Origin of the sequence: Scytonema hankhaensis NUACC26 (assembly GCF_045865695.1) — a bacterium.
In the GTDB taxonomy this organism is placed as follows: Bacteria; Cyanobacteriota; Cyanobacteriia; order Cyanobacteriales; family Nostocaceae; genus Scytonema.
In genome coordinates this window covers 97,987-123,220 of the sequence record NZ_BAACAP010000242.1, presented here as the reverse complement: position 1 = coordinate 123,220, position 25,234 = coordinate 97,987, and the positions used below count along the sequence as shown (strand labels likewise).

At 42.2% G+C, this 25,234-nt stretch carries 18 protein-coding genes; 9 read left to right on the top strand and 9 right to left on the bottom strand.

What is annotated here, in order from left to right:
- Positions 1-240 precede the first annotated feature (240 nt).
- The 5 genes from ACKTT2_RS41640 to ACKTT2_RS41620 all read left to right on the top strand — a co-directional run bounded on the left by ACKTT2_RS41640 (position 241) and on the right by ACKTT2_RS41620 (position 9,166).
- Entirely contained in the window at positions 241-1,656 is a 1,416-nt protein-coding gene (locus ACKTT2_RS41640) for an efflux RND transporter periplasmic adaptor subunit (RefSeq protein ID WP_407897623.1), read from the top strand.
- A gap of 195 nt (positions 1,657-1,851) precedes the next feature.
- Complete coding sequence (locus ACKTT2_RS41635) at positions 1,852-5,232, top strand: efflux RND transporter permease subunit (protein WP_407897583.1); 3,381 nt, start codon at positions 1,852-1,854, stop codon at positions 5,230-5,232.
- A gap of 269 nt (positions 5,233-5,501) precedes the next feature.
- A complete protein-coding gene (locus tag ACKTT2_RS41630) occupies positions 5,502-5,627 on the top strand; it encodes a hypothetical protein (RefSeq protein ID WP_407897581.1) in 126 nt (41 codons plus the stop codon).
- 114 nt (positions 5,628-5,741) lie between these two features.
- Positions 5,742-7,670 (top strand): adenylate/guanylate cyclase domain-containing protein, encoded by a 1,929-nt coding sequence (locus ACKTT2_RS41625; protein ID WP_407897579.1) that lies wholly within the window; start codon positions 5,742-5,744, stop codon positions 7,668-7,670.
- The gene (locus tag ACKTT2_RS41620) at positions 7,667-9,166 is read left to right on the top strand and encodes a GGDEF domain-containing response regulator (protein ID WP_407897577.1); all 1,500 of its coding nucleotides are present in this window, start codon (positions 7,667-7,669) and stop codon (positions 9,164-9,166) included. Before ACKTT2_RS41625 ends, ACKTT2_RS41620 begins: the two co-directional genes overlap by 4 nt.
- Positions 9,167-9,405: 239 nt before the next feature.
- On the opposite strand, the gene ACKTT2_RS41615 is transcribed toward ACKTT2_RS41620, so the two are convergent.
- From ACKTT2_RS41615 to ACKTT2_RS41600, 4 genes are all read right to left on the bottom strand, one after another.
- Positions 9,406-10,335 carry a nucleoside hydrolase gene (locus ACKTT2_RS41615; RefSeq protein WP_407897575.1) on the bottom strand — a complete coding sequence of 310 codons (930 nt, stop codon included), beginning with the start codon at positions 10,333-10,335 and terminating at the stop codon, positions 9,406-9,408.
- A 350-nt stretch (positions 10,336-10,685) separates the two neighbouring features.
- On the bottom strand, positions 10,686-12,038 hold the full coding sequence (locus ACKTT2_RS41610) for a PrsW family glutamic-type intramembrane protease (protein WP_407897572.1): 1,353 nt from the start codon (positions 12,036-12,038) through the stop codon (positions 10,686-10,688).
- A 552-nt stretch (positions 12,039-12,590) separates the two neighbouring features.
- A complete protein-coding gene (locus ACKTT2_RS41605; RefSeq protein ID WP_407897621.1) occupies positions 12,591-15,116 on the bottom strand; it encodes a sigma 54-interacting transcriptional regulator in 2,526 nt (841 codons plus the stop codon).
- 522 nt (positions 15,117-15,638) lie between these two features.
- Positions 15,639-16,925 (bottom strand): bifunctional sterol desaturase/short chain dehydrogenase, encoded by a 1,287-nt coding sequence (locus ACKTT2_RS41600; protein WP_407897570.1) that lies wholly within the window; start codon positions 16,923-16,925, stop codon positions 15,639-15,641.
- Between the two features lie 475 nt (positions 16,926-17,400).
- Between ACKTT2_RS41600 and efp the strand changes: the two genes are divergently transcribed.
- The 3 genes from efp (at position 17,401) to ACKTT2_RS41585 (ending at position 19,196) form a co-directional block, all read left to right on the top strand.
- Positions 17,401-17,958 carry an elongation factor P gene (gene efp, locus ACKTT2_RS41595; protein ID WP_407897568.1) on the top strand — a complete coding sequence of 186 codons (558 nt, stop codon included), beginning with the start codon at positions 17,401-17,403 and terminating at the stop codon, positions 17,956-17,958.
- 227 nt (positions 17,959-18,185) lie between these two features.
- Complete coding sequence (gene accB / locus ACKTT2_RS41590) at positions 18,186-18,728, top strand: acetyl-CoA carboxylase biotin carboxyl carrier protein (RefSeq protein ID WP_407897566.1); 543 nt, start codon at positions 18,186-18,188, stop codon at positions 18,726-18,728.
- Positions 18,729-18,851: 123 nt separating this feature from the next.
- Positions 18,852-19,196, top strand: coding sequence for an ArsR/SmtB family transcription factor (locus ACKTT2_RS41585; protein ID WP_407897564.1), 345 nt, complete (start codon positions 18,852-18,854; stop codon positions 19,194-19,196).
- Positions 19,197-19,440: 244 nt separating this feature from the next.
- On the opposite strand, the gene ACKTT2_RS41580 is transcribed toward ACKTT2_RS41585, so the two are convergent.
- The 3 genes from ACKTT2_RS41580 to ACKTT2_RS41570 all read right to left on the bottom strand — a co-directional run bounded on the left by ACKTT2_RS41580 (position 19,441) and on the right by ACKTT2_RS41570 (position 22,781).
- Entirely contained in the window at positions 19,441-20,043 is a 603-nt protein-coding gene (locus tag ACKTT2_RS41580) for a GerMN domain-containing protein (protein WP_407897562.1), read from the bottom strand.
- A 74-nt stretch (positions 20,044-20,117) separates the two neighbouring features.
- Entirely contained in the window at positions 20,118-20,924 is an 807-nt protein-coding gene (locus tag ACKTT2_RS41575; protein ID WP_407897560.1) for an LmeA family phospholipid-binding protein, read from the bottom strand.
- Positions 20,925-20,981: 57 nt separating this feature from the next.
- Complete coding sequence (locus ACKTT2_RS41570) at positions 20,982-22,781, bottom strand: proline--tRNA ligase (RefSeq protein ID WP_407897558.1); 1,800 nt, start codon at positions 22,779-22,781, stop codon at positions 20,982-20,984.
- A 144-nt stretch (positions 22,782-22,925) separates the two neighbouring features.
- Between ACKTT2_RS41570 and ACKTT2_RS41565 the strand changes: the two genes are divergently transcribed.
- Positions 22,926-24,305, top strand: a complete 1,380-nt coding sequence (locus ACKTT2_RS41565) for a 1-acyl-sn-glycerol-3-phosphate acyltransferase (protein ID WP_407897556.1) — start codon at positions 22,926-22,928, stop codon at positions 24,303-24,305.
- A 250-nt stretch (positions 24,306-24,555) separates the two neighbouring features.
- On the opposite strand, the gene ACKTT2_RS41560 is transcribed toward ACKTT2_RS41565, so the two are convergent.
- Positions 24,556-24,792, bottom strand: a complete 237-nt coding sequence (locus ACKTT2_RS41560; RefSeq protein WP_407897554.1) for an antitoxin family protein — start codon at positions 24,790-24,792, stop codon at positions 24,556-24,558.
- A gap of 149 nt (positions 24,793-24,941) precedes the next feature.
- Positions 24,942-25,136 carry a hypothetical protein gene (locus ACKTT2_RS41555; RefSeq protein WP_407897552.1) on the bottom strand — a complete coding sequence of 65 codons (195 nt, stop codon included), beginning with the start codon at positions 25,134-25,136 and terminating at the stop codon, positions 24,942-24,944.
- Positions 25,137-25,234 lie beyond the last annotated feature (98 nt).

Genomic DNA, 25,234 nt, shown 5'->3' with positions numbered 1-25,234 from the left:
AAAAGTACAAATATTCAGGGGAAATTACAGGCGCTTAACTTACCATAGTTAAAGTGGCTTGGATGTCATGGCATCTATTTACTTAGTATGTAAACATTTAGAAAAGAAAACTATCGGGTGAAGTAAACTACCCTAGTGGGAGCAATGTCAATGTTTTTGGAAGGAAATAAAATACGGAAAAGAGCACGCAAGCAAACTTGTACGGTTGAAAGGCAATTACAAAAGCCTAACATCACCTTCATGACAACAGGAGTTAGTCGGAAAAACATTTTGATTGCTTCAATACTAAGTGTAGGACTACTGACAGCAGGTTGTGGTTCACTGCCAAAAGAATCAGCTGAGGCTGAGTCACGACGTCCGGGAAACAATCAAAGGAGTGGAGGTGCAATACCTGTGGATGTAGCAACAGCTCGAACAGGATTGCTACGTCAAGAACCAGAGTATACAGGAACGACTGTACCCTTCCGGACAGTATCGCTGCGATCGCGAGTCGAAGGGCAGATCTTAGCATTAAATGTAGATGTAGGAGATCGCGTCAATCAAGGGCAAGCGATCGGACAAGTGGATGATGCCCTGTTAAGAACCACCCAAAATCAAGCAGAAGCAGAATTAGCAGCTCTGAGATCGGAAGTCGCACGAGCAAAAGCACAAGTCAGCAATGCGCGTGCTGAAGTTGAAAGATCCAGAGCACAACTACAACAAGCACAAGCCGATTCCCAAAGACAGCAGAAATTATTAAAAGAGGGAGCGATCGCACAACAAGCAGCCGAACAAGCAAGTACTCAAGCCAGAACCACAGCTCAAGCACTCCGCGCCGCACAAGAGCAAGTCCGTACAGAACAAGAAGCATTAGGCGCAGCACAAGGTAGAGTTGTCGCACAACAAGCAGTGCTTGCAGAAGCAAAAGAACGCCGTTCCTATGCAAGACTCATCTCTCCCATTACCGGAGCAGTATTAGAAAAAGTGACAGAACCAGGAAATTTTCTGCAAGCTGGCAATGAAGTTTTGAGAATAGGCGACTTCAGCCGCATCAAAATCGAAGTTCAAGTTTCTGAATTAGAACTGGCAAAAATCCGGGTAGGACAATCTGTAAAAGTGAGGTTAGATGCGTTTCCAGATCGAACTTATGTTGGACAAGTCACACGTATTTCTCCAGCCGCAGATAGGACAGCTCGTCTAATACCCGTAGAAGTAGTGATACCAAACAGTGACGGCAAAATTGGCAGTGGATTGCTAGCAAGAGCCAATTTTGAAACTCAAGCACAAGCCAGAGTGCTGATACCTGAGACAGCCCTTGGAGAAAGAGGGGGAGAGGGGGAGCAGGGGAGCAGGGGAGCAGGGGAGCAGAGGAGACGCAATAACGCCCCAGTCGCCAATCCCCAATCCCCATTGCCCCTTATCCCCAGAGGGGGCCCCGAGTTCCCCAATCCCCAATCCCCAACACCCAATCGCCAAGGAACAATATTTGTGGTGACAGAAGCAGGCAAAAAACCAACAGTGACAGCTAGAGCAGTAACCCTAGGGGAAAAAGCGGATGGCAAAGTAGAAATATTATCCGGCTTGCAACCAGGAGAAAGATTTGTGGCTCGCAGTGGTAAACCGTTAAAAGATGGCGCTGCTGTCAGACTCTCAATTTTATCAGAGAAACAACAGTAAGAGGGCATTGGGCATTGAGTTTTTCCCAATGCCCAATCCCCATCGCCCCTTATCCCCAGAGGGGACCCCGAGTTCCCCAACACCCAATCCCCATTGCCCCTTATCCCCAGAGGGGACCCCGAGTTCCCCAATCCCCATTGCCCCTTATCCCCAGAGGGGGCCCCGAGTTCCCCAATCCCCAATCCCCACTGACGTATGCAGCAGATAAATCAAGGTAGCGGCTTCAGTTTTAGCACTATATCTATTCGCCAGCATATAGGTACACTCATGCTAACTGTAGCAGTCATTGTAGTTGGTATATTTTTCCTCACAACCATTCAAGTCGATCTGCTACCATCAATTACTTACCCAAGAATAGGTGTTCGCTTAGAAGCACCAGGTATTTCCCCAGAAGTGGCAGTAGATGAAATCACTAGACCCCTAGAAGAAACTTTATCAGCCACTGAGAACGTGGTACAAGTATTCTCACGCACTCGTGAAGGACAAGTCAGTCTCGATTTATTTTTCCAGCCAGGGGGAGATATTGAACAAGCTTTAAACGATGCCACAGCTGCTTTCAACCGAGGGCGAGGACAATTACCAGACACTATTGAAGAACCACGCATATTTAAATTTGACCCATCTCAACAACCAATTTACGAATTAGCGCTAACCTCTTCCTCATTACAAAGTAAAGATTTACGAGTATTTGCAGATGAAGAACTCTCTCGCGAACTTAGCGTTGTGCCAGGAGTTGCCTCAGTAGATATATCTGGTGCAGCCGAAGAAGAAGTGAGGGTACTTGTTGATTTAAATCGTCTGCAAGCGTTAGGTGTTGGGTTAAATGATGTCCTTAATGAACTCACAGCCCGCAATCAAGACATATCCGGTGGTCGGATTCTAGGGCAAAATACTGAACCACTAACCCGCACCTTTGGACGATTTCAAAATGCCGATGAAATTCGCAACCTTTCCTTTCAAGTTGCCCAATCCACCTCATCGTCCTCATCCTCTGCCCCCACTTCCTCCGTCTCCCCTTCCTCCACTCCTCCCCGTCGTATATATTTGCGAGATTTTGCGGAGGTTCTTGATGGTACAGAAGAGCAGCGATTGTTTGTTTATTTGAACCGTCAACCTGCAGTCAAAGTATCAGTTCAAAAGCAACCTGATGCCAACACAATTGCAGTTGTTGATGGTGTCAAAAAGCGAATTGAAGAATTGCGGCAGTCAGGCTTAATTCAGCCAGATATGATTTTGACACCCACAACAGATGAGTCAAAATTCATTCGTAATTCATTAAATGATGTAATTTTCTCAGCAATCTCCGGGGCGTTATTAGCAGCAGCAGCAGTCCTGTTGTTTTTAGGGTCAATACGGCAAACATTTATTATTAGTTTAGCAATTCCACTGTGTACCCTAGCAGCAATAATTTTGATGAAGCTGTTTGGTTTAACTTTAAACGTATTTAGTCTTGCAGGGTTAACTCTAGGAATAGGTCAAGCCATTGATACATCAGTCGTTATTCTAGAGAACGTTGCCGAAAAAACTGGTAAAATTCCTACTCAAAGAGAGAAGCGGAGTAGTGAAGTAGTGGAGTGGGAGAAAGACTCTAATCCCCGCCTAATCCCCAATCGCCATTGCCCCTTATCCCCAGAGGGGGCCCCGAGTTCCCCAATCGCCAATCCCCAATTCTTTATCGACACAGCAATTGCCTCTTCACAAGAAGTAGAGTCTGCACTAGTCGCCGCCACTGCTGCCAACTTAGTTTCTGTCGTACCCTTCTTGTTAATTGGTGGATTTATCTCACTACTATTTAATGAACTGATTCTAACAATTAGCTTTGCAGTTGCTGCCTCATTGGTTGTTGCCGTTACAGTTGTACCAACGCTATGTTCTCGACTGTTAGCAATTCCTTGGTCTAGTCGTATTAGTGAGTTTTGGCTGCTGCGACAGTTTAATAATCGATTTGAAAATTTAACAAACCTTTATAGCAGAATACTGAGTAGAGTTTTACGCTATAAAATACTTGTCATTACTGTAGTCTTTATCATTGCAGGTGGTGGCAGCTTGTTTATGGCAGGTCAGATTCAGCAAGAAATTTTGCCGCGCATCAACACCGGACAAGCTAACCTAAGAGTACAGTTTCCTCCCGGTACACCTCTAGCAACTTCTCAGAAAGTCATGCAGGTTGTAGATGATATTTTAATGAAGCAACCGGAAACTGATTATATTTTTACAACAGTTGGGGGTTTTCTTTTTGGTACTAATACGAGTGAAAATCCTCTCCGTGCTAGCAGCACTATTACTTTAAAACCAGGGAAAGATGTTGAGGAGTTTGTTCAACGGGTTAACCGGGAATTTAACAAACTTAACCTAGCAGGAATTCTATTGCGCCTTAACCCCGGTCAAGTACGGGGTCTTATCTTAACGAATACCCCAGCCCAAGGTTCGGAGATTGATGTTATCCTGCAAGGTCAGGACGAACAAAAGTTACAACAAGCTGGTAGACAAGTACTACAAGCTTTGGAGGAAGGGGTAACATCTGCGAGATTTCGACCAGACGCCGATCCCCGTCAGCCAGAAGTTCAAATCCGTCCTGAATGGGAAAGAGTCGCAGATTTAGGGTTGACAGCACAAGAAATTGGTCAAACGATTCAAACAGCAATTGAGGGTTCTGTACCTACACAGATTCAGCGAGGTAACCGTTTAGTTGATGTGCGAGTAGAGTTGAATCAAGAAGCCATTGAGCGTCCGTCTCAGTTAGAAGGATTACCGCTATTTACACAAAATAAGCAACAAGTCCGGTTAAGAGACATTGCTCGCATTGAGGAAGGTCAAGCACCGGGAGAGATTCAGCGTATCAATCAACGTCAAGTTTTTGTAATAGCTGGTAATTTAAGCGAAGGAGCCAGTCTTGGTAATGCCTTAACAGAAGTTTCGGAGGTATTTAAGAATCTTAAATTACCTGAGGGAGTGACACTTATCCCCAGTTCTGCTCAACAAACCAATCAACAATTGCAAAATTCCTTAAAAACTCTAGGAGCATTGGCATCATTTTTGATTTTCGTCGTCATGGCTGTGCAATACAACTCTCTGATTGACCCATTGGTTATTATGTTCACTATACCGTTGGCATTGGCTGGAGGTATTTTTGGGCTTTACATCACCAAGACAGCTATTGGTGCAACAGTGATAGTTGGTGCAGTGTTACTTGTGGGTATTGTGGTAAACGCAGGAATTCTCATGGTGGAATTGGCTAACCAAATTCAACAAGAGGAAGATTGTACTCGTCAAGTCGCCATTCTTAAAGCTGCTCCCCAGCGTTTGCGTCCCATTATAATGACCACAGTCACGACTATTCTAGGTTTGTTCCCCCTGGCTTTAGGTATTGGCGAAGGTTCAGAGTTTTTGCAGCCTTTGGGAATTGTCGTATTTTTTGGGATGGCGATCGCTACGCTAATGACATTATTTGTTATTCCCTGTTTTTATACTCTGCTACACGACGTGTTGGATTGGAAATGGGCAAAGTCTATATTTAGCAGATTAGGTAAATTGAAAACCCGTTTCCAAAAGTTGATATTTATGAGGTTTCGTTAGTGGTTAGTGGTTAGTAGGGGCGCAAAGCATTGCGCCCTTACAGTTATGAGGGAGGGATTTCCAAGAAATAAATATCTATCTTGTGGGATGGGCGTCCCGCCCGTCCTAGATAAATAACTCCCCATCTTGTGGGATGGGCGTCCCGCCCGTCCTAGATAAATGGCGGGCGGGACGCCCGCACCACAAGAAATTTTGGGAGATTTTTTTATTTGGCATCTTAAATTTTTTGTTGCTAAACTAGTGCAGCAATTTCAAGATTGAGAATCAACATGACCTCAACACACCAAACTATCTCGATCGCTGAAATTTACGTTGAGAATCCCTCCTTTGCCCAACACCTTCAAGGTCACCTCAGTAATTTCGAGTACAAGAAAATTTTCAGTATAATTACATAAAATGATACTAAATAACAAGATTTAAATAAATAATTTTTTCTACTTGTGAAACCTTGCTATATTTAATACCTACACTTTTAAAATTTTTCTCAAGGTGCATTTCTAGGAATATACATGAATCTTGCGTTCAACAACAACCTAAAAGCAAAAGTTTTAGTAGTGGATGATACACCAACTGCTTTAGATTGGTTAGTGAATGTGTTGCAGAAAAATAACTACGAAGTTCTTCTTGCGAGAAATGGTTGTTCGGCGCTTGAGATTGCTAGAACAAAACTTCCCGATTTGATTCTTCTGGATATAGTTTTACCCGATCTCAGTGGTTATAACATTTGTCTGCATCTCAAAGCCTTTCCCCAAACAAGTGAAATCCCTATTATCTTTACAAGTAGGCTAAAAGAGGGATTGGATATAGCCAAAGCCTTTCACGTTGGAGGCGTAGATTACATCATAAAACCTTTTCAAGTTGAAGAAATTTTAGCAAGAGTTCACAATCAACTCTCCCAACGCTACCTTCAAAAGATACTTCAACAACAAACTAAGTTACTTTACCAGCAAAATAAGCAACTTCAAACTGAAATTACAGATCGTCAATTTTTTCAAGAAAGACTTTTTACATCCGAACAAAAAATACGTACTGTTCTAGCTGCAATGACTGATATTGTCATTGTTATTGATATTACAGAAGAACAAATTGGTAATATAGAAATTATACCTACACAAGCAGCAGAGACAAATAGTTACAGTACAGATATAGTCGGTCAAATAGTAGAGCAATTTTTTCTAGTTGAAACGGCTGAGACTTGGTTGAGTTTGATTCAAAAAGCTATAAAGACAAAGGATACGATTGATTGGGATTTTTGCCTCACCGATTCAGAGAAGACAGTTTGGTTGACAGCAGCAATTTCTCCAATGGGCGATCGCGCTTGTATTCTAGTAGCAAGAGATATTAGCGATGTCTACGACGAGCTTCGCTTACGCAAACTTGCAGAAGAAGCATTGAGAATAGCAGAAGAACGATATCACAGCATTGTTGAAAATGCGATCGTCGGTATTTATCAATCAACTCCTGACGGACGATACATAAGTGCAAACCAAGCACTAGCGAAGATGTACGGTTATTCTTGTGCGGAAGAACTGATTGAAAACATACAATATATCGGTCAGCAATTATACTTCGCTCCCAATCGACGCCAACAATACATAACTGAGATAGAAACAAACGGTGCTGTAACCGAATTCGAGTCAATTATATGCCGTAAAGATGGTACATCCATTTGGATTTCAGAAACTGCACGTGCGGTTCGATCTCCAACAGGAAAGTTACTTTACTACGAAGGGATGGTCACTGAAATTACCGATCGCATGATAGCACAAGAAGCTTTAAAATTTCAGCAAGCACAAAGTCAAGAACTGCTGCTCAACATTTTACCCCAACCCATTGCCGAACGCCTCCAAGCAGGAGAAAGCCCAATCGCTGACCGATGCGAAGAAGTGAGTGTGTTATTTGCCGATTTAGTAGGCTTTACCCCCTTCTCCACTCAAAAAAACCCAGCCGAAATCGTAGAAGTTTTAAATAAAATTTTTTCTCAGTTCGACCGGTTGGCAGAAAAACATAATTTAGAGAAAATTAAAACAATAGGGGACGCCTACATGGTAGTAGGAGGTTTACCGACACCATGTAGAGATAGCACTCAAAAAACCGTACAAATGGCACTAGATATGCAAGCTTGTTTAGCTCAATTCAATACTGAATCAAAAGAAACATTTCAGTTACGAATCGGTATAAACACGGGAGATGTAGTAGCTGGAGTGATTGGTAAGACTAAATTTAGTTATGACTTGTGGGGAGATACAGTCAATATTGCATCGCGAATGGAGTCCAATGGATTACCTGGAAAGATTCAAGTCAGTGCTGCAACCTACCAGCGTTTAAAAGAGCAATTTGAATTTGAAGAACGTGGAAACATCACCATCAAAGGGAAAGGAGAAATGAGAACTTACTGGCTTTTAGGAAAAGCAAGACAGTGTGAAACATCCCCATGAATCTCGCTAACAACCAACAATTCAAAGCCAACATTTTGGTAGTTGATGATACGCCTGCCAACTTACGTTTATTGGTTAACGTTTTGCAACAAAATGGCTATAAAGTTCGACCCGTACCCGATGGAAACTTAGCGCTACAGGTTGTTCGAGCAAGCTTACCCGATTTAATTTTGCTAGATATTCTCATGTCAGATTTATCAGGATATGAAGTCTGCCAAAAATTGAAAGCTGACCCCCAAACTAAAGAGATCCCCATCATTTTCTTAAGTGCTTTAAGTGAAGGGCTTGATAAAGCAAAAGCTTTTCACCTTGGAGGTGCGGACTATATAACAAAACCATTTCAAGTCGAAGAAGTGCTAGCACGAGTAGCAAATCAACTAGCTTTACGGAGTTTACAGCTACAATTACAGCAAAAAAATCAGGAATTATGCCAGCAAAATGCTCAGTTGCAACTGCTTCTGAGAGCCACTGAAGAAATAAGTTCAGCAACTAGCATTGATTCAGCGCTAAAAAGCGTTCTGGCTTTAATTTGCCAAACGATTGGCTGGGATTTGGGAGAAGCTTGGATTGTCAATTCCGAAGAAACAGCCTTGGAATGCAGTCAAGGTTGGTATGCTAGCGAGCCTGAAGTATCAAAATTTCGTGCCGAAAGCCATAAATTAACATTTCAACCTAATGTAGGGCTTCCCGGACGAATTTGGGTTTCAAAACAACCCGAGTATCTTTTTGATTTGTCTGATGAAGATAATATCTTTTACCGCCGCAATCTTGCCTACCAATTTGGTCTTCAAGCCGCTTTTGGCGTTCCTATCGTTTTCGAGGAAGAATTGTTAGCAATTCTCGTTTTTCTTTCAAAAAATGCCATGACGACTCCGGAACCAAGAGATCTGGAGTTAGTCACTGCAATTGCAACTCAAATTGGCTCATTAATTCAACGTAAAAAATCTGAAGTTGCACTGCACCAAGCCAATCACGAACTAGAACGTTTAATCAATTTAGACGGATTAACTCAAGTTGCCAATCGCCGACGCTTCGACCAAGTTTTAGAATTAGAGTGGTACAGGCTAAGTCGGGAGCAACTGCCATTATCCCTTATTCTTTGCGATGTCGATTATTTCAAACGCTACAACGACACCTACGGTCACATTGCAGGAGACGTTTGCTTGCAGAAGATTGCCCAAACGATTAGCGATTCTGCCAAGCGTCCCGCCGATTTAGTTGCTCGCTATGGAGGGGAAGAATTTGCCGTTCTTCTACCCAATACAAGCCTTGAAGGAGCAATGAAAGTAGCAGACCTGATTCAGCAACAAATACAAGAACTTTACCTGCCTCATATTGAATCACATATTAGCCAGTATGTCACATTAAGTCTGGGAGTCAGTACTTTAGTTCCTACCTATGAAGAATCAAAGGAAATATTAATTAGAGTAGCAGATCGAGCACTTTATGAAGCTAAAAAACGGGGACGCAATCGTATTGTTGCAGAATCAGTTTAACAGTGACCACCTGACCACCTGACCAATGTTTATTCAATATTGAAAACTTGTGTTGGTGTGAGTTCTAAGTTTGGAAAAGTTGGTGATATGATGCGTTCGCTATCTTGAAACACTGCTTCTACTATTTCACGACATTTTCCCAAACTGGTGAGGGGTTGGGTTAGGGAAACTATTTTGGTATTAGATTTCAGCTTCTAGCCATTGGAGAGTTAAATGTAGCGACCTGCAATACTAATCGCTTATTTTCTTAAGCAACTATATAAAATCTCTTTCCATCTTGGTATGTCAATTTCTCGAACTACAGTTATGTTTGGTTCTTTATGAAGGACATCTAATTCATCAATAACTGTCATACCGCGAGTTAGATCGCTTGTTATTTCTATATCTACAAAATATTTGCCTTGACGGGTTACAATCGTAGGATCGAGAGCAACTGCCATCGCTACTGGATCTGCTAGTGTTAATCCAATAGCTCCTTGTAGTTTTCTAGAAGCTTCAAAAGAAAATCGATTGCTATTCACTGCTAAAAGCGATTTATCTGTTCCGAAAGCCTCAATCATGTCGATTTCAGTAGAGGTCAATGCGGCAGTATATCGGCTGAGTTCCCAACCAACCATTTCAATTGGCATTCCACTATGAAAAACGACCTTTGCTGCTTCTGGATCTACCCAAATATTGTATTCAGCAGCAGGTGTAACATTACCAACTGTATTAGCAGCTCCACCCATTACTACACAGCGAGGAACTAGGGAAGCAATTTCAGGAGCACGGCTTAATGCAATAGCAATATTTGTCAGAGGACCCAAGGTGACGAGGGTAACTTCATCAGGATAAGTTTTTAGTAAATCTATGATTGCATCAGTTGCAGGTGACATTTTGGGTTTGATATGTGAATCGGGATAGTACATATTTCCCATGCCATCTTTGCCATGAAACCATTCAGCATAATTACTTTTTCTGAGAATTGGTTTTTTACACCCAACATACACAGGTGTAGTAGCCTTACAAGTTTCTAACGTGTACAGTGCATTTTTCAAACCCTGTTCAACAGACACATTTCCATTAACAATTGTTATGGCAACAACTTGTACATCTGTCCAAGAATGGGCCATCATAATTGCTACAGCATCATCAGAAGCCGTATCTGTATCAATTAGTAGTTTACGCATAAAAAGTGTAACGTATGATTGTAGTAAAGAACAAAATAAATCGGATATTTACGTATTTGGCTCAGGCTCTCTATATCGCAAAATAGCTTCAGACTTTTTCGTCACTCAGTTCCTAATATCGTCATTTGTAAGTGAGTCATATTTGCCAAACGTATCAAAGATTTCTTGTCATTAATAGAATTACCTACGCCTGAATTTAGTAACCTACTGTTACCGCTCTCAACTCTCTCACGCGAAGAGCTTCTCGCAAGATTTGGGCAATAGAAAACATTGGTTCCCCTCAATCCTCCCAACCCTTGATAATTCGTGAGTCGTAATTTTTGACTTCAATTACGAATTACGAATTATTCTTATCCTCCCGTTTGATTTTGGTAGAAACGAGTTGCAAAATTTTGCGATCGCGTCGGTGATAAAGCACGTGCTTTAATAATTGCCGATCCCAATAAAACGTAAGACATTCCACCCACTACAACCAACAACCCTAAAACAAAAACTCCCAAACTACCTGCAAGCCCTGCACTACTGTTCCACAACCCGTGTAACCCTGCTGCACTCAAATATCCTACAATCAATGTCCGCCAAGCCAGACGGGGTTTGAGAATACTCAAGCCAATACAATAGCCAAACCACCCACTCCAAGCCAAATGTCCTGCTACTTCACCTAAGATTCTGGGAATCAACAGTTCCAATCCTGCTAAAAGCCCTGCTTGTTCTCCCATATCTCTTGCAACTTGTGCAACAGTACCAGGTACATATTGACCCAAGGTTTCAAATAGTGTAAATCCCACAGCAGAGGCACTTCCCAACAAAATTCCATCAAGGGGTTCCCATACGCCAATACGTTCGCGCTTTGGAGAAGATAGTTTTCTTCCTAAAAAATAAAATGCAAATATTGGTAAGGATTTAAGTAATTCTTCTAACAACCCCGCACCAAAAAAGTAGCGGATAAATAACTGTGGAAAGGGGAGAGTAGTCGGATCGTCTGGCACATTTCCAGGAAGAAGAACCCGAAATACGAATATGAATAGGTGCAGTACGGGGCTTGCCAAAATGACGATCGTGAAAATTATGGCAGCGATAAGTACCCACCAAGGTTTCGGCTTACCACACAATCTATAGACAAAGTATAAAACGCCACTTGCTAAATAAGAACCTAGTAAAAATTGATATGTACGTCCTTGAACAAAAAACAACAGTACCACGAAGATGACTGTAATAATTCCAGGTATCAGGTAAGCTTTGCGAGTGAGGTCTTTAGGTGGTGATAGGATAGGAAACAATTGCGACCAGCTTGCTTCGCTATCTGTCTGAGATGACGCCACAGGCTTTGCTACTACGCGAGTTGGCGAAGCTACAGGCTGTGGTGCTTTGAGAGGTTGTTGGTACTCAAAGACAAATTCTGGTCCATTGTTACCAAACATAATGCGATCGCCTGCTTGCAATTCCTGGCTACCCTGCAAAGCAGAACCATTCAAAAAAGTTCCATTAGCACTATTCAAATCCCACAGCACATAACTTATCCTGCCATCAGGTGTTTTTGATGGGCGAACGGATGCGTGTCGTCGCGAAACCATTCCATAGACATTGGAACTAAGTACTATCTGACAGCTAGGGTCGCGCCCAATGACCACTTCGCCTGTTGTCAACAACGAGTAAGAATTGTTTTCCTTGCCAGATACCAAACGTAGAATAGCAATACTCATGTAGGTATATCCTCTGTTCACCGGGCTATAAAATGGGGCAATGGGCATTGGGTATAGGGCATTGGGCATTGGGAAAGAATTATTTTCATACTTAGTTGTGGTTTTTTTCTGTAAACAATTGTTTAAAAATTTGAATTTTGTAGTCAGTAGTTTTACTGACAAAAAGGACTTATGTAGCAATTTAATCAGCAACACTACATCTTTAATACCATCTCTTTATAAAATATTCCCAAAAAAACACAGTTAGTTTTTGAACTTGCTCCTGTAAGTAGCTAAGTGGAAATCAACCGAACTACATGACAAAATGTAAACCTGCCGGAAATCCTTACCAATGACGAGCCTCACTAGTTAACTGTAATTATGCTGGCTTACCTATGCAAACCTTGTAACAACACGGATTGCCAAAGAACAATGGACTGAAGTATGAAATATTCCGTGGGCGTATAATCCAGGCGATCGCTTCCCAACGGCTTTAGAGATGCTTTATGCCTTTGTAGGGCGTAGCCCACCCTACAAAGTGAGTGGAATTTTAGAGCCCAAAGGGAGTAACTACTATCTATCAACAATAATCACCCATAAACTTGCAGCTAGTCCAATCACTGCTAAATGTTGCCAAAAAAGCGATCGCATACGTTGACGAGCAATTTTTTGTGTGAGGATAACACTCAACAGGACTGAAAAAATCAAAGTACTACCCTGTAGAAAATCAATGACTGCTGGGTGAGCAACTAATATAGGTACCTGTTCGCCATTAAGACCAAAAGTTGCAAAAGTGACGGGTAAAATTCGTCCTCCTTCTGCTAAACCCAGACGCAAGTAATGGGCTAGATTACCACCAAGCACGAGTGGTAGATAACCATATGCTAATTCGATAAATGGTCTTGGCTTGAGTTGAGAACTAAAACGAGACAAACCATATGCTGCAAAGGGAATTGCAGCGGGGATCGCTAAAGCCAACAATGATAGACCTAAATGAGGCAGAAACTGTGTGAGGTCAAAATGCAACCCCAACCAGGACTGTAACTCTGGTAAACGGTGGAGATAGATACCCCCTAACAGTAAAAATAATAATGCGACCTCATAAGCTCGGGGTATATGAGTTGTCCAAAGTTCCATTCCAGGAGGACGTAAATTGAATTCAACGGAACGATGGGGACAAGCCTTCAAACACGTCATGCACAAGACGCAATCTCTATTATCTTCTAGCTGTGCTGGGTGAGAGTATAAAGGACATCCTCCAGTTTCCATCCCTTCGCCTTTTTGAGGACCGCCCTTATAACATTGATATGTCGTACAACTTGCGGAACAAATTCCTTGTTGCGCTCGCAATTCTGTCATGGCAAGTTTGGCAAACAAACCGTTCATTCCACCAATAGGGCAAAGATACCGACACCAAAAGCGCCTTTCAAAAAGAGCAGAGAAAATCATTGCTCCGGCAGTAATTAATAACAGCAAACAACCTGAAAGATAAGCTGTATTTTCCAAGTTCCAAATCTCTTCCCACAGGAAAATCAAAGTAAATAACCCAAAGATAAACCATCCTCCCCATTTTTCTGCTTGCTCTCTCGGCCAACGTTTTAGTTGTCGAGGAAATAGCCATAAGGAAAGTTTCTGAGTTATTTCTCCATAAATCATAAAGGGGCAAACAGCACACCAAATACGACCTAAAAAAGGAAATGCTAGTAGGAAAAAAGGCCACCACCAAGCCCAGAACAAATTGAGAGCAAAATTGCGATCGCGTGTTTGCGGACCGACAAAAAGCACGGCAACAATAAAAGCAAAGGCAAGCAAAGTAAAACCGTAATTAATGCGATCCGTCCACCAAGGGCTGCGGAGAAATTGCCGCAAATTGGGATAAGCATTTAAAAGATTGAGGCGAAATTCCTTTTTCTTCGTTTGAGCCGACCAGAAAATTTCTTCCGTCAGAGTTTTTGCCTCTCCTGCTTGCACGATTGCCCGTTCCACAAGGTTCTGCAATTCCTTAAGATTTCCAGGAAAATCATAGGATTGCAAGCGGCGTATGGCTTCTGGTGTCACCGTTGGTTTTGAAATCCCTCTTGCCGTAGTATAGAGACTAATGTAATACTCTACCTGTGCTTTAATATCAGTTTTCCGTACCCGTAGAGGTGGGACTTTGATAACTTGACCTACAGCACGTTCAATAGCTGGCTGATTTTTTTCGGAAACAATCAAAATCCGAGCACGGGTAGTACGAGGTTCAACAGGTGCTTCCTCTGAACGAGTGATGGGGCTATACTGAGATGTTTCTAATAAATTGGCTAATGCTGGTAACAACTCGGTCGGGGTTTCTTGGATATTATTGAGAACTAAAGTTCCTTCTCCAAGCCATTCGAGCAATCCTGGTTTGCCTCCATAGCGACCAAATAACTCAGCACCACTCGTTTGTAGAATTCCACAGTTAACTTTAATAATGGGTTCTCGTCGATAGGAAGAACCAAAATGAATTAGGGCAGCAACATTATCCTTTTCTAACCCCGGTTCGCCAAAAATCAAAACCGATTTGCGATCGCTTGCCGCTTTTCTAATTTCCTCCCGCAACTTGACTGCATAACGACTTGTCCCTACAATACCACGCCGTGCTTTGGTGACTAAATAAGGTCGCAAAGCAACAGAACGTTCTTGTTCGTAGTTAAGGGCAGAAGTAAGCTGAGACACTTCTTGTGCCATTTGACGAGAAACAGCCTGAGAAATTTCTGGATATTGATTCAGTATTTCCCGAAATTGAGCAGCAGGTAGAACCCATACATGACATTCTGTAACTGTTGTAATTGTGCGTTGAACCGATTCATTTAACAGCAGTTCTTGTAAGTTAATAACCGAACCAGGGAGAAAACCAACAGCTAATGATGGATTTGTTTTATTAGTGCTGTCACTTTCTAATTGACCTTGTTGTAAAATATACAAAGCTTCTGGAGAAGACCCTTCACTCACCAAACGATGATTTGCTGGAAAAACTTTTTCTTCTATAATTTCGGATAATGCATTTAGAGACTCATGAGAAAGAATTCCCAAAGCTGTCCGTTCTTGGAGCCATACTAATAATTCTGGAGATGCCATAATACCATGCGTTGATTTTAGATTTTGGATTGAGAAAGTCATGTCTAGACTTGATTTTGACCAACTATCTGTCGCATTCTTTGTTCAAATTCTGCTTCTCCTCGTGCAGTAAACATTGCCTGCTGTTTTATATATGTCCAACCTAATGCGTCTAAGTCTTGATTATTGATAGCATTCTTCCCCGGCGAGCAGTGCGATCGCGTTTTGTCTGAGTCATGGCTTCCGTTTTGAGTGCATTGTCTATTTTACCAATGATTAGTTAGCAACAATAATTACCCACAGACTTGCGGCTAGCCATGTACCAAGGGAGGAAGTTCTGGAAACGCTATTGACGTGCCTGAAGCCTACACCGACCAGCTTGCTGGTCGGTGTAAGTAGTTCACATGATTTACTGGTGCGCGGTTGCAAAATGGTGCGTGGCTATCTCAAGACTAACCCCGATGTCAGTGAGAGTGACAAGCACCTCTGCGACTTTACCCAGTAAAGTTATCTGCCCCGTTTGCTTTAACCTCCATTTTGCCTCTATTTTGAGCGCATTGCCCCTATTTCTGATTCAGGTAAAACTGACTCAGTCGTTCCTTGGGGTAAAACCTTGGAATTGCTAAAAAATCTGAAATAGGTTGATACAAAAAATTCTTTCAGAGGAAATAGTAAATATGTTAAAGGATTGATTGCCACAATAATATTGCGGGTATCGCGTTTGGCTGATGCTACGATCTGCTTTGCCACCCAATCACCGGACATAACTCCAATGGGATTAAGGTTGCTTTTGAAAGGTCCTAGAATTAATTTGCGTATTACACAAGGAGCATCCAAACGACGTAATGTGACTAAATCTCCCAAAGCACGTTTGGAAAGTTCGTACAAAGGGCTAATTGCAGGGCTGACTTCTGCTTCAGAAGTATTCACCCACACTTCTTTCAGAGCTACGTGTTCGTGAGTCCGGACGGTGGTTAAAAAAAGTTCTAACAATCGCCAACTAGAAAAGGTGTTGATCTCGTAAGATTTAAAAATTGCCTCTGGTGTTCTTTCACCTTTGACGTTGATACCATGGTTGAGGACTAAAATATCTATCTGCTTTAGTTGTTCGAGCAATTCTCCCTCTTTTCCCACTTCCCAAGCAATTGTTTTCACGGCTAGGGGTTTGCCATTAACTGTCAGAGTGACGGGTTCTGATTTTGAACTCAGGGCTATTACTTTTGCACCTGCTAAATGTAAATGTAACAGGAGCGATCGCCCTAGCGTTCCCGATGCTCCCGTGACGGCGATTTTCTTACCCTTCAGTCCCAGTGCTGTACCCATAAGCTTATCTATAAAAGTGAAGGTACTGCAATAGTAAGCGCGATCGTTATCAAAATGATGCCGCCAGTGATAAGGTCGATTGACAAACCAGTTCCCTGGAGGGGTCAAGAAGGGACCTGGTAAGTGAGTCACATCAGTTGCTTCCCGCGCCCATTCACTACCAATGCCACGTGCTATACAACTAGCTAAAAACGTCAAAGTGTAAAGGATTCCCACCAAAGCTGCCAACTGGTACTGTGGCGTCCACTGAAAACAAACCCACCAAAAGACTAGCGAAAACAATAACATGACAAGGCATTCCGGTAAATCGTGATGCCATTGTGCCTGACGATATATTTTAGCATTCACAACGTTCAAATCTCGATGAAAGACGCGATGATGCCATGCGTGTTGTCGATACAGTGGTTGCCAATGATGGGCTAAGACGTGGTATAAATCTCGTACTAGTTCTGCCCATAAGAGAGAGCCTAGTCCCCAAGCCGCGATCGCTATCCAAAAGGACACCATAACCTACTTTACTTACATTCCAAAATTATTGTGTTGCAATTGCGTTGGTATTGCACGTAAACAGCCCAACTTTTGTGGCTTAGAGTGACTAGAACAACACAGTACAATCCCCTAGTAATATATACTGTGATAAACTCACTTGGCAAAGAGTTGAGTCAAAATTGCCATGCCATAAAAATTCCTCTTCCCTCTTGCGTCTTCCACAATCCCCGCTCCTACTCCCTATTTTTATAACAAATGCAATTATCAGATATTCCCAACCTTGTCGTACCGCTCGTACTTTTAAGCATAATTATCATGACCGCAGTATTTTTCAGCCGTACCAAGCTCTAGCCCACCTATATATTCACTGGTCACTGGTCACTGGTCACTGGTCACTGATAAGTACTAATTACTAATCATGAATGATTAATGTTTAATTACCGCTAATGGAGGTTAAAATAAATCCCGATTGTCTCCAAAATATTAAGGTTTCATGATTTCCAGTAACGACTTTCGACCTGGCGTATCTATAGTGTTAGATGGGTCTGTATGGCGAGTAGTAGAATTTCTTCATGTGAAACCCGGTAAGGGTTCAGCGTTTGTACGGACAAAACTGAAAAATGTCCAGAGTGGGAACGTGGTAGAAAAAACGTTCCGAGCGGGTGAGACAGTTCCCCAAGCCAATCTGGAAAAAAGTACAATGCAACATACCTATAAAGAAGGTGACGAATACGTCTTTATGGATATGGAATCTTATGAAGAAGGCAGATTGAGTGCCGCACAAATCGGCGAACGTGTAAAATACCTCAAGGAAGGTATGGAAGTCAACGTAGTTCGTTGGGATGACCAAGTCCTAGAGGTAGAACTGCCTAACTCAGTGGTGTTGGAAATTATCCAAACAGACCCAGGTGTTAAGGGCGATACTGCAACGGGTGGTTCAAAACCTGCAACTGTGGAAACAGGCGCAATGATTATGGTTCCACTCTTTATCGCTCAAGGAGAACGCATCCGAATCGATACTCGCAACGATACCTACTTAGGCAGGGAGTAGCCTACCTTTCACCTACAAAGTCTGCAAATCCCGAGTTTGATGCGTTACAGGGATTTGTCTCCCTGTCTCAAAAGATAACAGACTTTACAAAAGATACCAACTTGGAATCAGTAAGATTTTTTGAGAAGGTTGAAACCGCCTAACTCAAAGGCATAACAATCCAAAATCTCAAATCCAAAATTGGTATGAGTCTCTCTACCACCTAATTGCATGAGGTAAGAAAAGCTGTGCCATTAGACTTTAACGAAATCCGCCAACTACTGACGACCATTGCACAAACAGATCTTGCGGAAGTGACACTCAAAAGTGACGATTTTGAATTAACGGTTCGCAAAGCTGTCAGTGTTAGCAATCAAGTATTGTCAGTAGCGCAAGCGGGACAAGGTGCGGTATCTTCGGGATTACCACCCATTCCACCGCCTCCGTCATTGGTGGTACCGGCGGTGACGGAACCTACTCCGCTCGATCTGACGACTGCTACAAAAGGAATTCCGTCGCCAGTCACTTCTTCTCCTGTTATAGACTTAAAACTCGTTGAAATCCCCTCCCCAATGGTAGGAACTTTTTACCGCGCCCCTGGTCCGGGTGAAGCGTCATTTGTGGAAGTGGGCGATCGCGTCAAAAGGGGTCAAACAGTTTGTATCATAGAAGCTATGAAACTCATGAACGAAATAGAAGCAGAAGTTTCTGGGCAAGTAGTGGAAATTCTGTTACAAAATAGCGAACCAGTGGAATACGGTCAACCTTTGATGCGAATTAAACCAGATTAAGTATTAATCTATATATCGAGTCCATAAACTGTAGCTAAGCTCTTGAGAGTCTAGCGAGCGTTTCCTGGCTAAATTTAACCGTCATTGTTAAAATTCCTAGCTGCATCTAACAAATCTACCCTGATGAAACAAGCGTTGTCTGTACCACCGGAAGTTGTGCAACAAGTAGCTGAATACTTCAGCCTCTTGAGTGAACCTATGCGTCTGCGGCTGTTGCATTTACTGCGGGATGAAGAAAAATGCGTGCAAGAATTGGTAGAGGCAACACAAACTTCTCAGGCTAATGTATCAAAGCACCTGAAAGTTATGTGGCAAGCAGGAATACTCAGTCGCCGCAGCGAAGGAACTTGTGCCTATTACCGGGTAGAAGATGAAATGATTTTTGAATTGTGCAACCGAGTTTGCGATCGCCTAGCCACTAGGTTGGAACAGCAAGCCCGTAACATTCGGGTTTTAAATAATCAGTGACCAGTGACCAGTGACCAGTGACCAAATTCAGTGAACAGTAACCAGCGACCAAATTCAGTGACCAGTGACCGAATGAATCACTTTGCTTGTCAGCGCTCAAGTAACTGTATTTTATATGCACCATTGTTGGTTTATAGAAAAACAAGAAACTGATTTATGATTTAAATCCCCATACTTGTAAAGTAGGGGATTTACTGGTCAGGTGGTCACTGGTCACTGGTCACTGGTCAGGTGGTCACTGTAATTAAAGTTCAAAATTTTGTTTGTAGCTTTCGCGAGTTAGGGGCTGTTCCAACTCCAAACCTTCGCCACCCAAAACATCCAACTGTTTGCCGTTGACCTCAATGTATACTTTGGCATTGGGATTTAAAGAAGTGGCAGTGTATACAACTTGTCCTACACGACCCATCATGGAGGAGCTACCACCTCCTGTCGTAAAATCTTCTGATAAGTTGACGTGGACGCCGTCATCTGCTACCTTCACACCCAACAACTTGGTTCCTGTTGGAATAGTTGTGGAACCAGTTCCTTCAGTTGGTCCTGCTAATAGTTTTGAAAAAGCTGCTTCTAAAACTTGGTTGGGTTCTCCTTGAGGTAATGTAACAGCTTGCGGAACTAATGAAAGCTTTGTGCCACTGTCCTGTAACCAATAAACTTCAGCTTTTTGCTCTGTATTGATTGGTTTGGGAGTCTCAAGTTTTCTTGAAACACTATTTTCTGGCTGTGATGGAGCTTTCGCTCCTGGGACAATTACGCGGTAAGCTATAGCACCACTGACAGCAATAACCGCTACTGAAATAGCTGCAATGATACCTGAAGAAATACGATTACCTTGTTGTTCTTTCATATTGAATTCCTTCCTTTAGGCTGAAAATAGAAAAAAGTATTACTGTAATGAAGAAGCCGGGTAAAAGACGTTACCTAAGAGCCTCGGGTTTCCAAAAATTTGGAGGACGGTTCTATTCGTATGAATGCTGCGATTTCTAATTCTTGTTGTTTCATATTTAATTTTAGAATTCGTACTTGTAGACCGTCACCTTCTAATTTTCCCAAATCTAATCGTTGGTTGATATTGTTCACAATTTGATTTAAAAATTGTGGTGGAGCGGCTTCTCCATTGGCAGTCACCTCTGGTTCGACAAGTTGAATGTTTTTACCACCAATAATATTTATCCCCGATTCTGCCTGAATTAACAAAGGTTGATTTTTGCTATCATTCTGTAATTCTACTTGGAAACTCAGTCTATTGTTAGCTAAAAATTTTACAGTTGGATTTATAAATTTATATACAGAGTTATACCCTGTATTTGATGAATCGTCCACGCTAATTTTTATCTTTTCCAACTGAGCTAAGAATTTGGGTGACTGTAACAGCTTGTTGATATCCTCCTGGGTTAAAACAATACGCAAACCCGCTTGTAAAGGTCGTTGAAATAAAGGTTTTTTTCTCAGAGTACGCGGGTCTAATTCAATGGCATCGGTTTCTAATTCTAAAGCAGCAATTTGAAGACTTTGCTGCTTGAGTTGTAAAGAACGTCCTGCAACCCTAACTCTTTGGACTTTTCCTTGTAGCAATTGATGAGAGGGAGCGTTATCAACTCTTACCTGTAACTGCTTTACGCCAGCGAATTGAGAGCGTATGGTATTTTCAGCAATTCGGTCGATCGCCAATCCTACAGGAGAAATCAATCCTAGCAAGCCAGATAGGATTATTGTGAGGAGTTCCATACTTGTTAGTTGTTAGTTGTTAATTGTTAGTTGTTGATGGAGAATGACCACTAACCACTAACTACTAACTACTAACCACTCCTTTATAGTAGATACAACTTCGGCAATGTCAATTTCCTGAGAGTTGCGGCTTTTTCTTTCAACGACTTCAACTTTACCATTGGCAATCGCCCGTCCAGTCACGATTCTGTAAGGGATACCAATTAAATCGGCATCTTTGAATTTTACTCCCGGTCGCTCGTCGCGATCGTCTAGTAGAGTGTCGATTCCGGCTTGATTGAGTTCTGCATAAAGTTTTTCCGCAATTTCTACTTGTTGAGCATCTTTGACGTTAGGAATCGTAACAATTGCTTGATAAGGTGCGATCGCAGCAGGCCAAATAATCCCATCTTTATCATAGGATTGCTCTACAGCAGATTGCGCTAACCGCGATACACCTACACCATAACAACCCATGATTAAAGGTTTTTCTTCTCCTTGTTCGTTGGTATACGTTGCGCCCATTGCTTGGGAATAGTTAGTCCCTAATTGAAAAATATGTCCTACCTCAATTCCACGAGCGCTCATCAAAAGTTGTTCGGGATTGTGAACGGCTCGATCCCCAGGTCTTGACTTACGCAGATCTACGATAAGTTCGGGTAACTTGTATTGCTCGTTCCAATTTGCGCCAACAACGTGATAGCCAGATTCATTTGCACCCGTGGCAAAATTCTTCAAATCAACGGCTGTTTTATCAGCAAAACGGACAAAATTAGGAACGACATCCTTGGCGGACTGAATGAGACTATCGGCAATATCCGGTGCAATATAGCCCAAAGGTAAAGGTTTCAAAAGTTTTGATTGGGCTTGTGCATCTGGTACTAACAACTTAATAGCAGCTTTAGCACCAAACTGAGGAGCTAGTTTTGTCAGTTCGTTTTGTAACTTGACATCGTTCACCTCTTGGTCGCCTCGGATACTCACTAGCACTAATGCTGTCATCCCATTATCAAAAATTGTTTGATAAAGAACGTTTTTTACGACTTGGGTGGGGGAACATTTGAGAAATTTACACATTTTCTCAATGGTTTCTGTTCCTGGAGTTTCCCGCTTTTCATAGCTGGTGAAGGGTGATGGTTCTGCGTCAGGGGGGAGAGAAACCGCTTTCTCTACGTTAGCAGCGTATTGTCCATCTTCTGTGTACAAGACTTCATCTTCGCCTGCTTCGGCTAGCACCATAAATTCTTGGGAACCGGAACCACCAATAGCACCAGAATCAGCTTGTACGGCACGAAAAGCTAGACCGCATCTTCGTAGGATATTATGGTATGCGGTATCCATATCCTGATAAGTTTTTTTCAAACTTTCTTCATCTGGGTGGAAGGAGTAAGCATCCTTCATGATGAATTCTCGCCCGCGCATTAAGCCAAAGCGAGGACGGATTTCATCGCGGAATTTTGTTTGAATTTGGTAAAGAACCTGTGGAAGCTGACGGTAGGAACGAATCATATCGCGTGCGATCGCTGTAATCACTTCCTCATGAGTCGGTCCCAAAGCCTGTTCTTGATCGCGACGATCTTTGAGGAAGAACATAATACCTTCTCCTCTGGTGTAAGTGTCCCACCGTCCCGACTCTTTCCATAACTCAGATGGTTGTAACTGAGGGAAGAGACATTCTTGTCCTCCCACTTTGTTGATTTCTTCGCGGACAATTTGGGAGATTTTTTGCAGGACTCGCCACATAAATGGAAGGTAAGCATAGACGCCGCTACCGATGCGACGAATGTAGCCAGCGCGGACTAAGAGTTTATGGCTGGGAATCTCAGCATCTGCTGGATCGTCCCTAAGTGTGAGGAATAGCATTTGTGACAGTCGCATCGTTTGTCCCCTTTCCAGATTCAATAATCCTTTAGTCAGTTAAGTTATTGTATTAGCTTGCTATAAATTACCAAAAGATATAAGCAAGCTTACTTTAATAAACCTTTTTAAAATGTCCGCTTGCAACCTCAGGAGAAAAGCACCTTGCCCGATATTAGTTATCAAGCCCAACCACCCTTGGAATTTATTCCCCCGGCGTTAGATCCTTTGTTTTTGCGCGTTGTCCAGTTAGTGTTACCCAATTGGATACGCTGGAAAACAGCAATTAACCATATTGAAGCAGACAATGTAGAGGTTTTGGTGGATTTGTACCGCCAGTTCCAAGAAGGTAAAATCCGCTTTATGCTGGCATTTCGCCATCCAAAGACGGAAGATCCTTTTGCTTTGGGCTATTTGCTTTATCACATTCTGCCAAAAGTAGCACGACAGGGGGGTATAGCGCTACAGCGTCCCATTCACGCTCATTTTATTTATGACCGTGGAATTCCTCTTTGGGCTGGTTCCCATGTTGGCTGGATTATATCTCATTTGGGTGCAACCCCTATTCAACGAGGGAAAGCAGATTGGACGGGATTGCGATCGGCACGTGACTTATTTGTCAACGGTCGATTTCCTATGGCGGCTGCACCTGAAGGAGCTACTAATGGTCTTTCAGAAATTGTCAATCCTCTAGAACCGGGTATCGCCCAGATGGGTTTTTGGTGTGCTGAGGATTTACAGAAAGACAAGCGAGACGAACAAGTTTTTATTGTACCAGTCGGTATTCGCTACAGTTATGTTGCCGCTCCTTGGGATGCTATTGCCGATCTTTTAACTGAATTGGAAGCGACTATTGGTATGTCCTCATCGTCCTCCTCTGCTACTTTCGACTCTCTCTACCCTCGCTTGATGAGTGTGAGCGAGCATTTATTATCTTTAATGGAAGAATTTTACAAGCGGTTTTATCATCGGAAATTGCCAGTTTGTGAGGGCGGAAAAGATGCTAATGAACTTTTTGCCGCTCGTCTTCAAGCTGTGTTAGATGTGGTGTTGCAAGTTGCTGAAGATTATTTTGACTTGCAAGCTAAAGGAAATTTTAACGATCGCTGTCGTCGAGTCGAGCAAGCCGGATGGAATTATATTTTTAGAGAAGAATTTAAGAATATTAAAGCATTGTCTGCTGTAGAAAAAGCGTTAGGCGATCGTGTAGCGGAAGAAGCGAATTTGCGAATGTGGCACATGAGACTGGTAGAAAATTTAGTTGCAGTGACAGGCAAATACGTGCGAGAAAAACCCACAGCAGAACGATTTGCTGAGACAACTGTACTTCTGTGGAATGTCGTCACTCAGATTACGGGTAGAAATCCATTCCGAACACCCAATCTTGGCAAGCAAAATGTGAAAATAACAATTGGCGAGCCATTATCTATTTCCGAGCGTTATCCAACTTATAAAGCAAGTCGTCAAGGTGCAAGACAAGCAGTTGCCGACCTTACAAAAGATTTACAACAGAGGTTAGAAGGATTAGTTTTGAAAGATGATTGATAGAGTAGGTTGGGTTGAGGAACGAAACCCAACATTTAATCGAATTATTGCGGTCATTTCGTTCTACACGATATATTTGGCAATTTAAAATTTACTTTCGCAACGGGACAGAAAGAAGAAAATAACCGCAGCCTGTAGCAGATGGACGCTGATAAATTTGTACCTTAACAGAGACTATGAAACGCTAGAATTCCTGAGTCAACTGTTGAGTATTTTAGAGTTATATTTCTTCTAGCAACTGTCTCTTGGCTCATGTTTCAGTTCTATCAGAGAAAAAATTGTCTCGATTTAAAGCGATTTCTTCAATTTCGTCAATATCCGTTGCTGACAATCCCTCATAAACTTGAGCAGTAAGTTGTAGCATATCTTGAGGACTAAGAGGAGTTGTAGGTTCAACTATCAGTTGAACAAATTGCCCTTCAATCAACTCAGGTTCTTCTAAAGGGCGAAATATACCATTTTCATAAATAGCTTTTAAGGTTTGCATTTGATAACCTATTCTTTATTTACTAAAGTAAACACATTAGCCTTCGACCTCCTAATGTTCCACAAAGTACAAAACTTGTTCGCTGTCGGTGAAAAATAGGTTGCGGTCAAGTGTTATGTAAACTATAATATTAGAATTTATCAAGACATTCACAAGTTATGTTTTTCCTTTAAGTATTCCCATTTAGCCTGTTCTACATCAAACTCTAATGGTGTAGGAGGAGCGTTTTCTAGTAAATCCTTCAACGCTTGGACTTTGTACTCTCGTTTTTTGGGTTGTTCTGATGTTTTTGCGAGCGTTGAACTTGACTGTAAAATAATAACTTCTACCTGACCAGGAGCCACGTTAAGAGGCTCGTCAAGAATTAAGTTACCTGATTCATCAACTATTGCCTGTAGCTTGTAGGCTTGTATATCTCTATTCTTTAGTTATTTTGAATTAA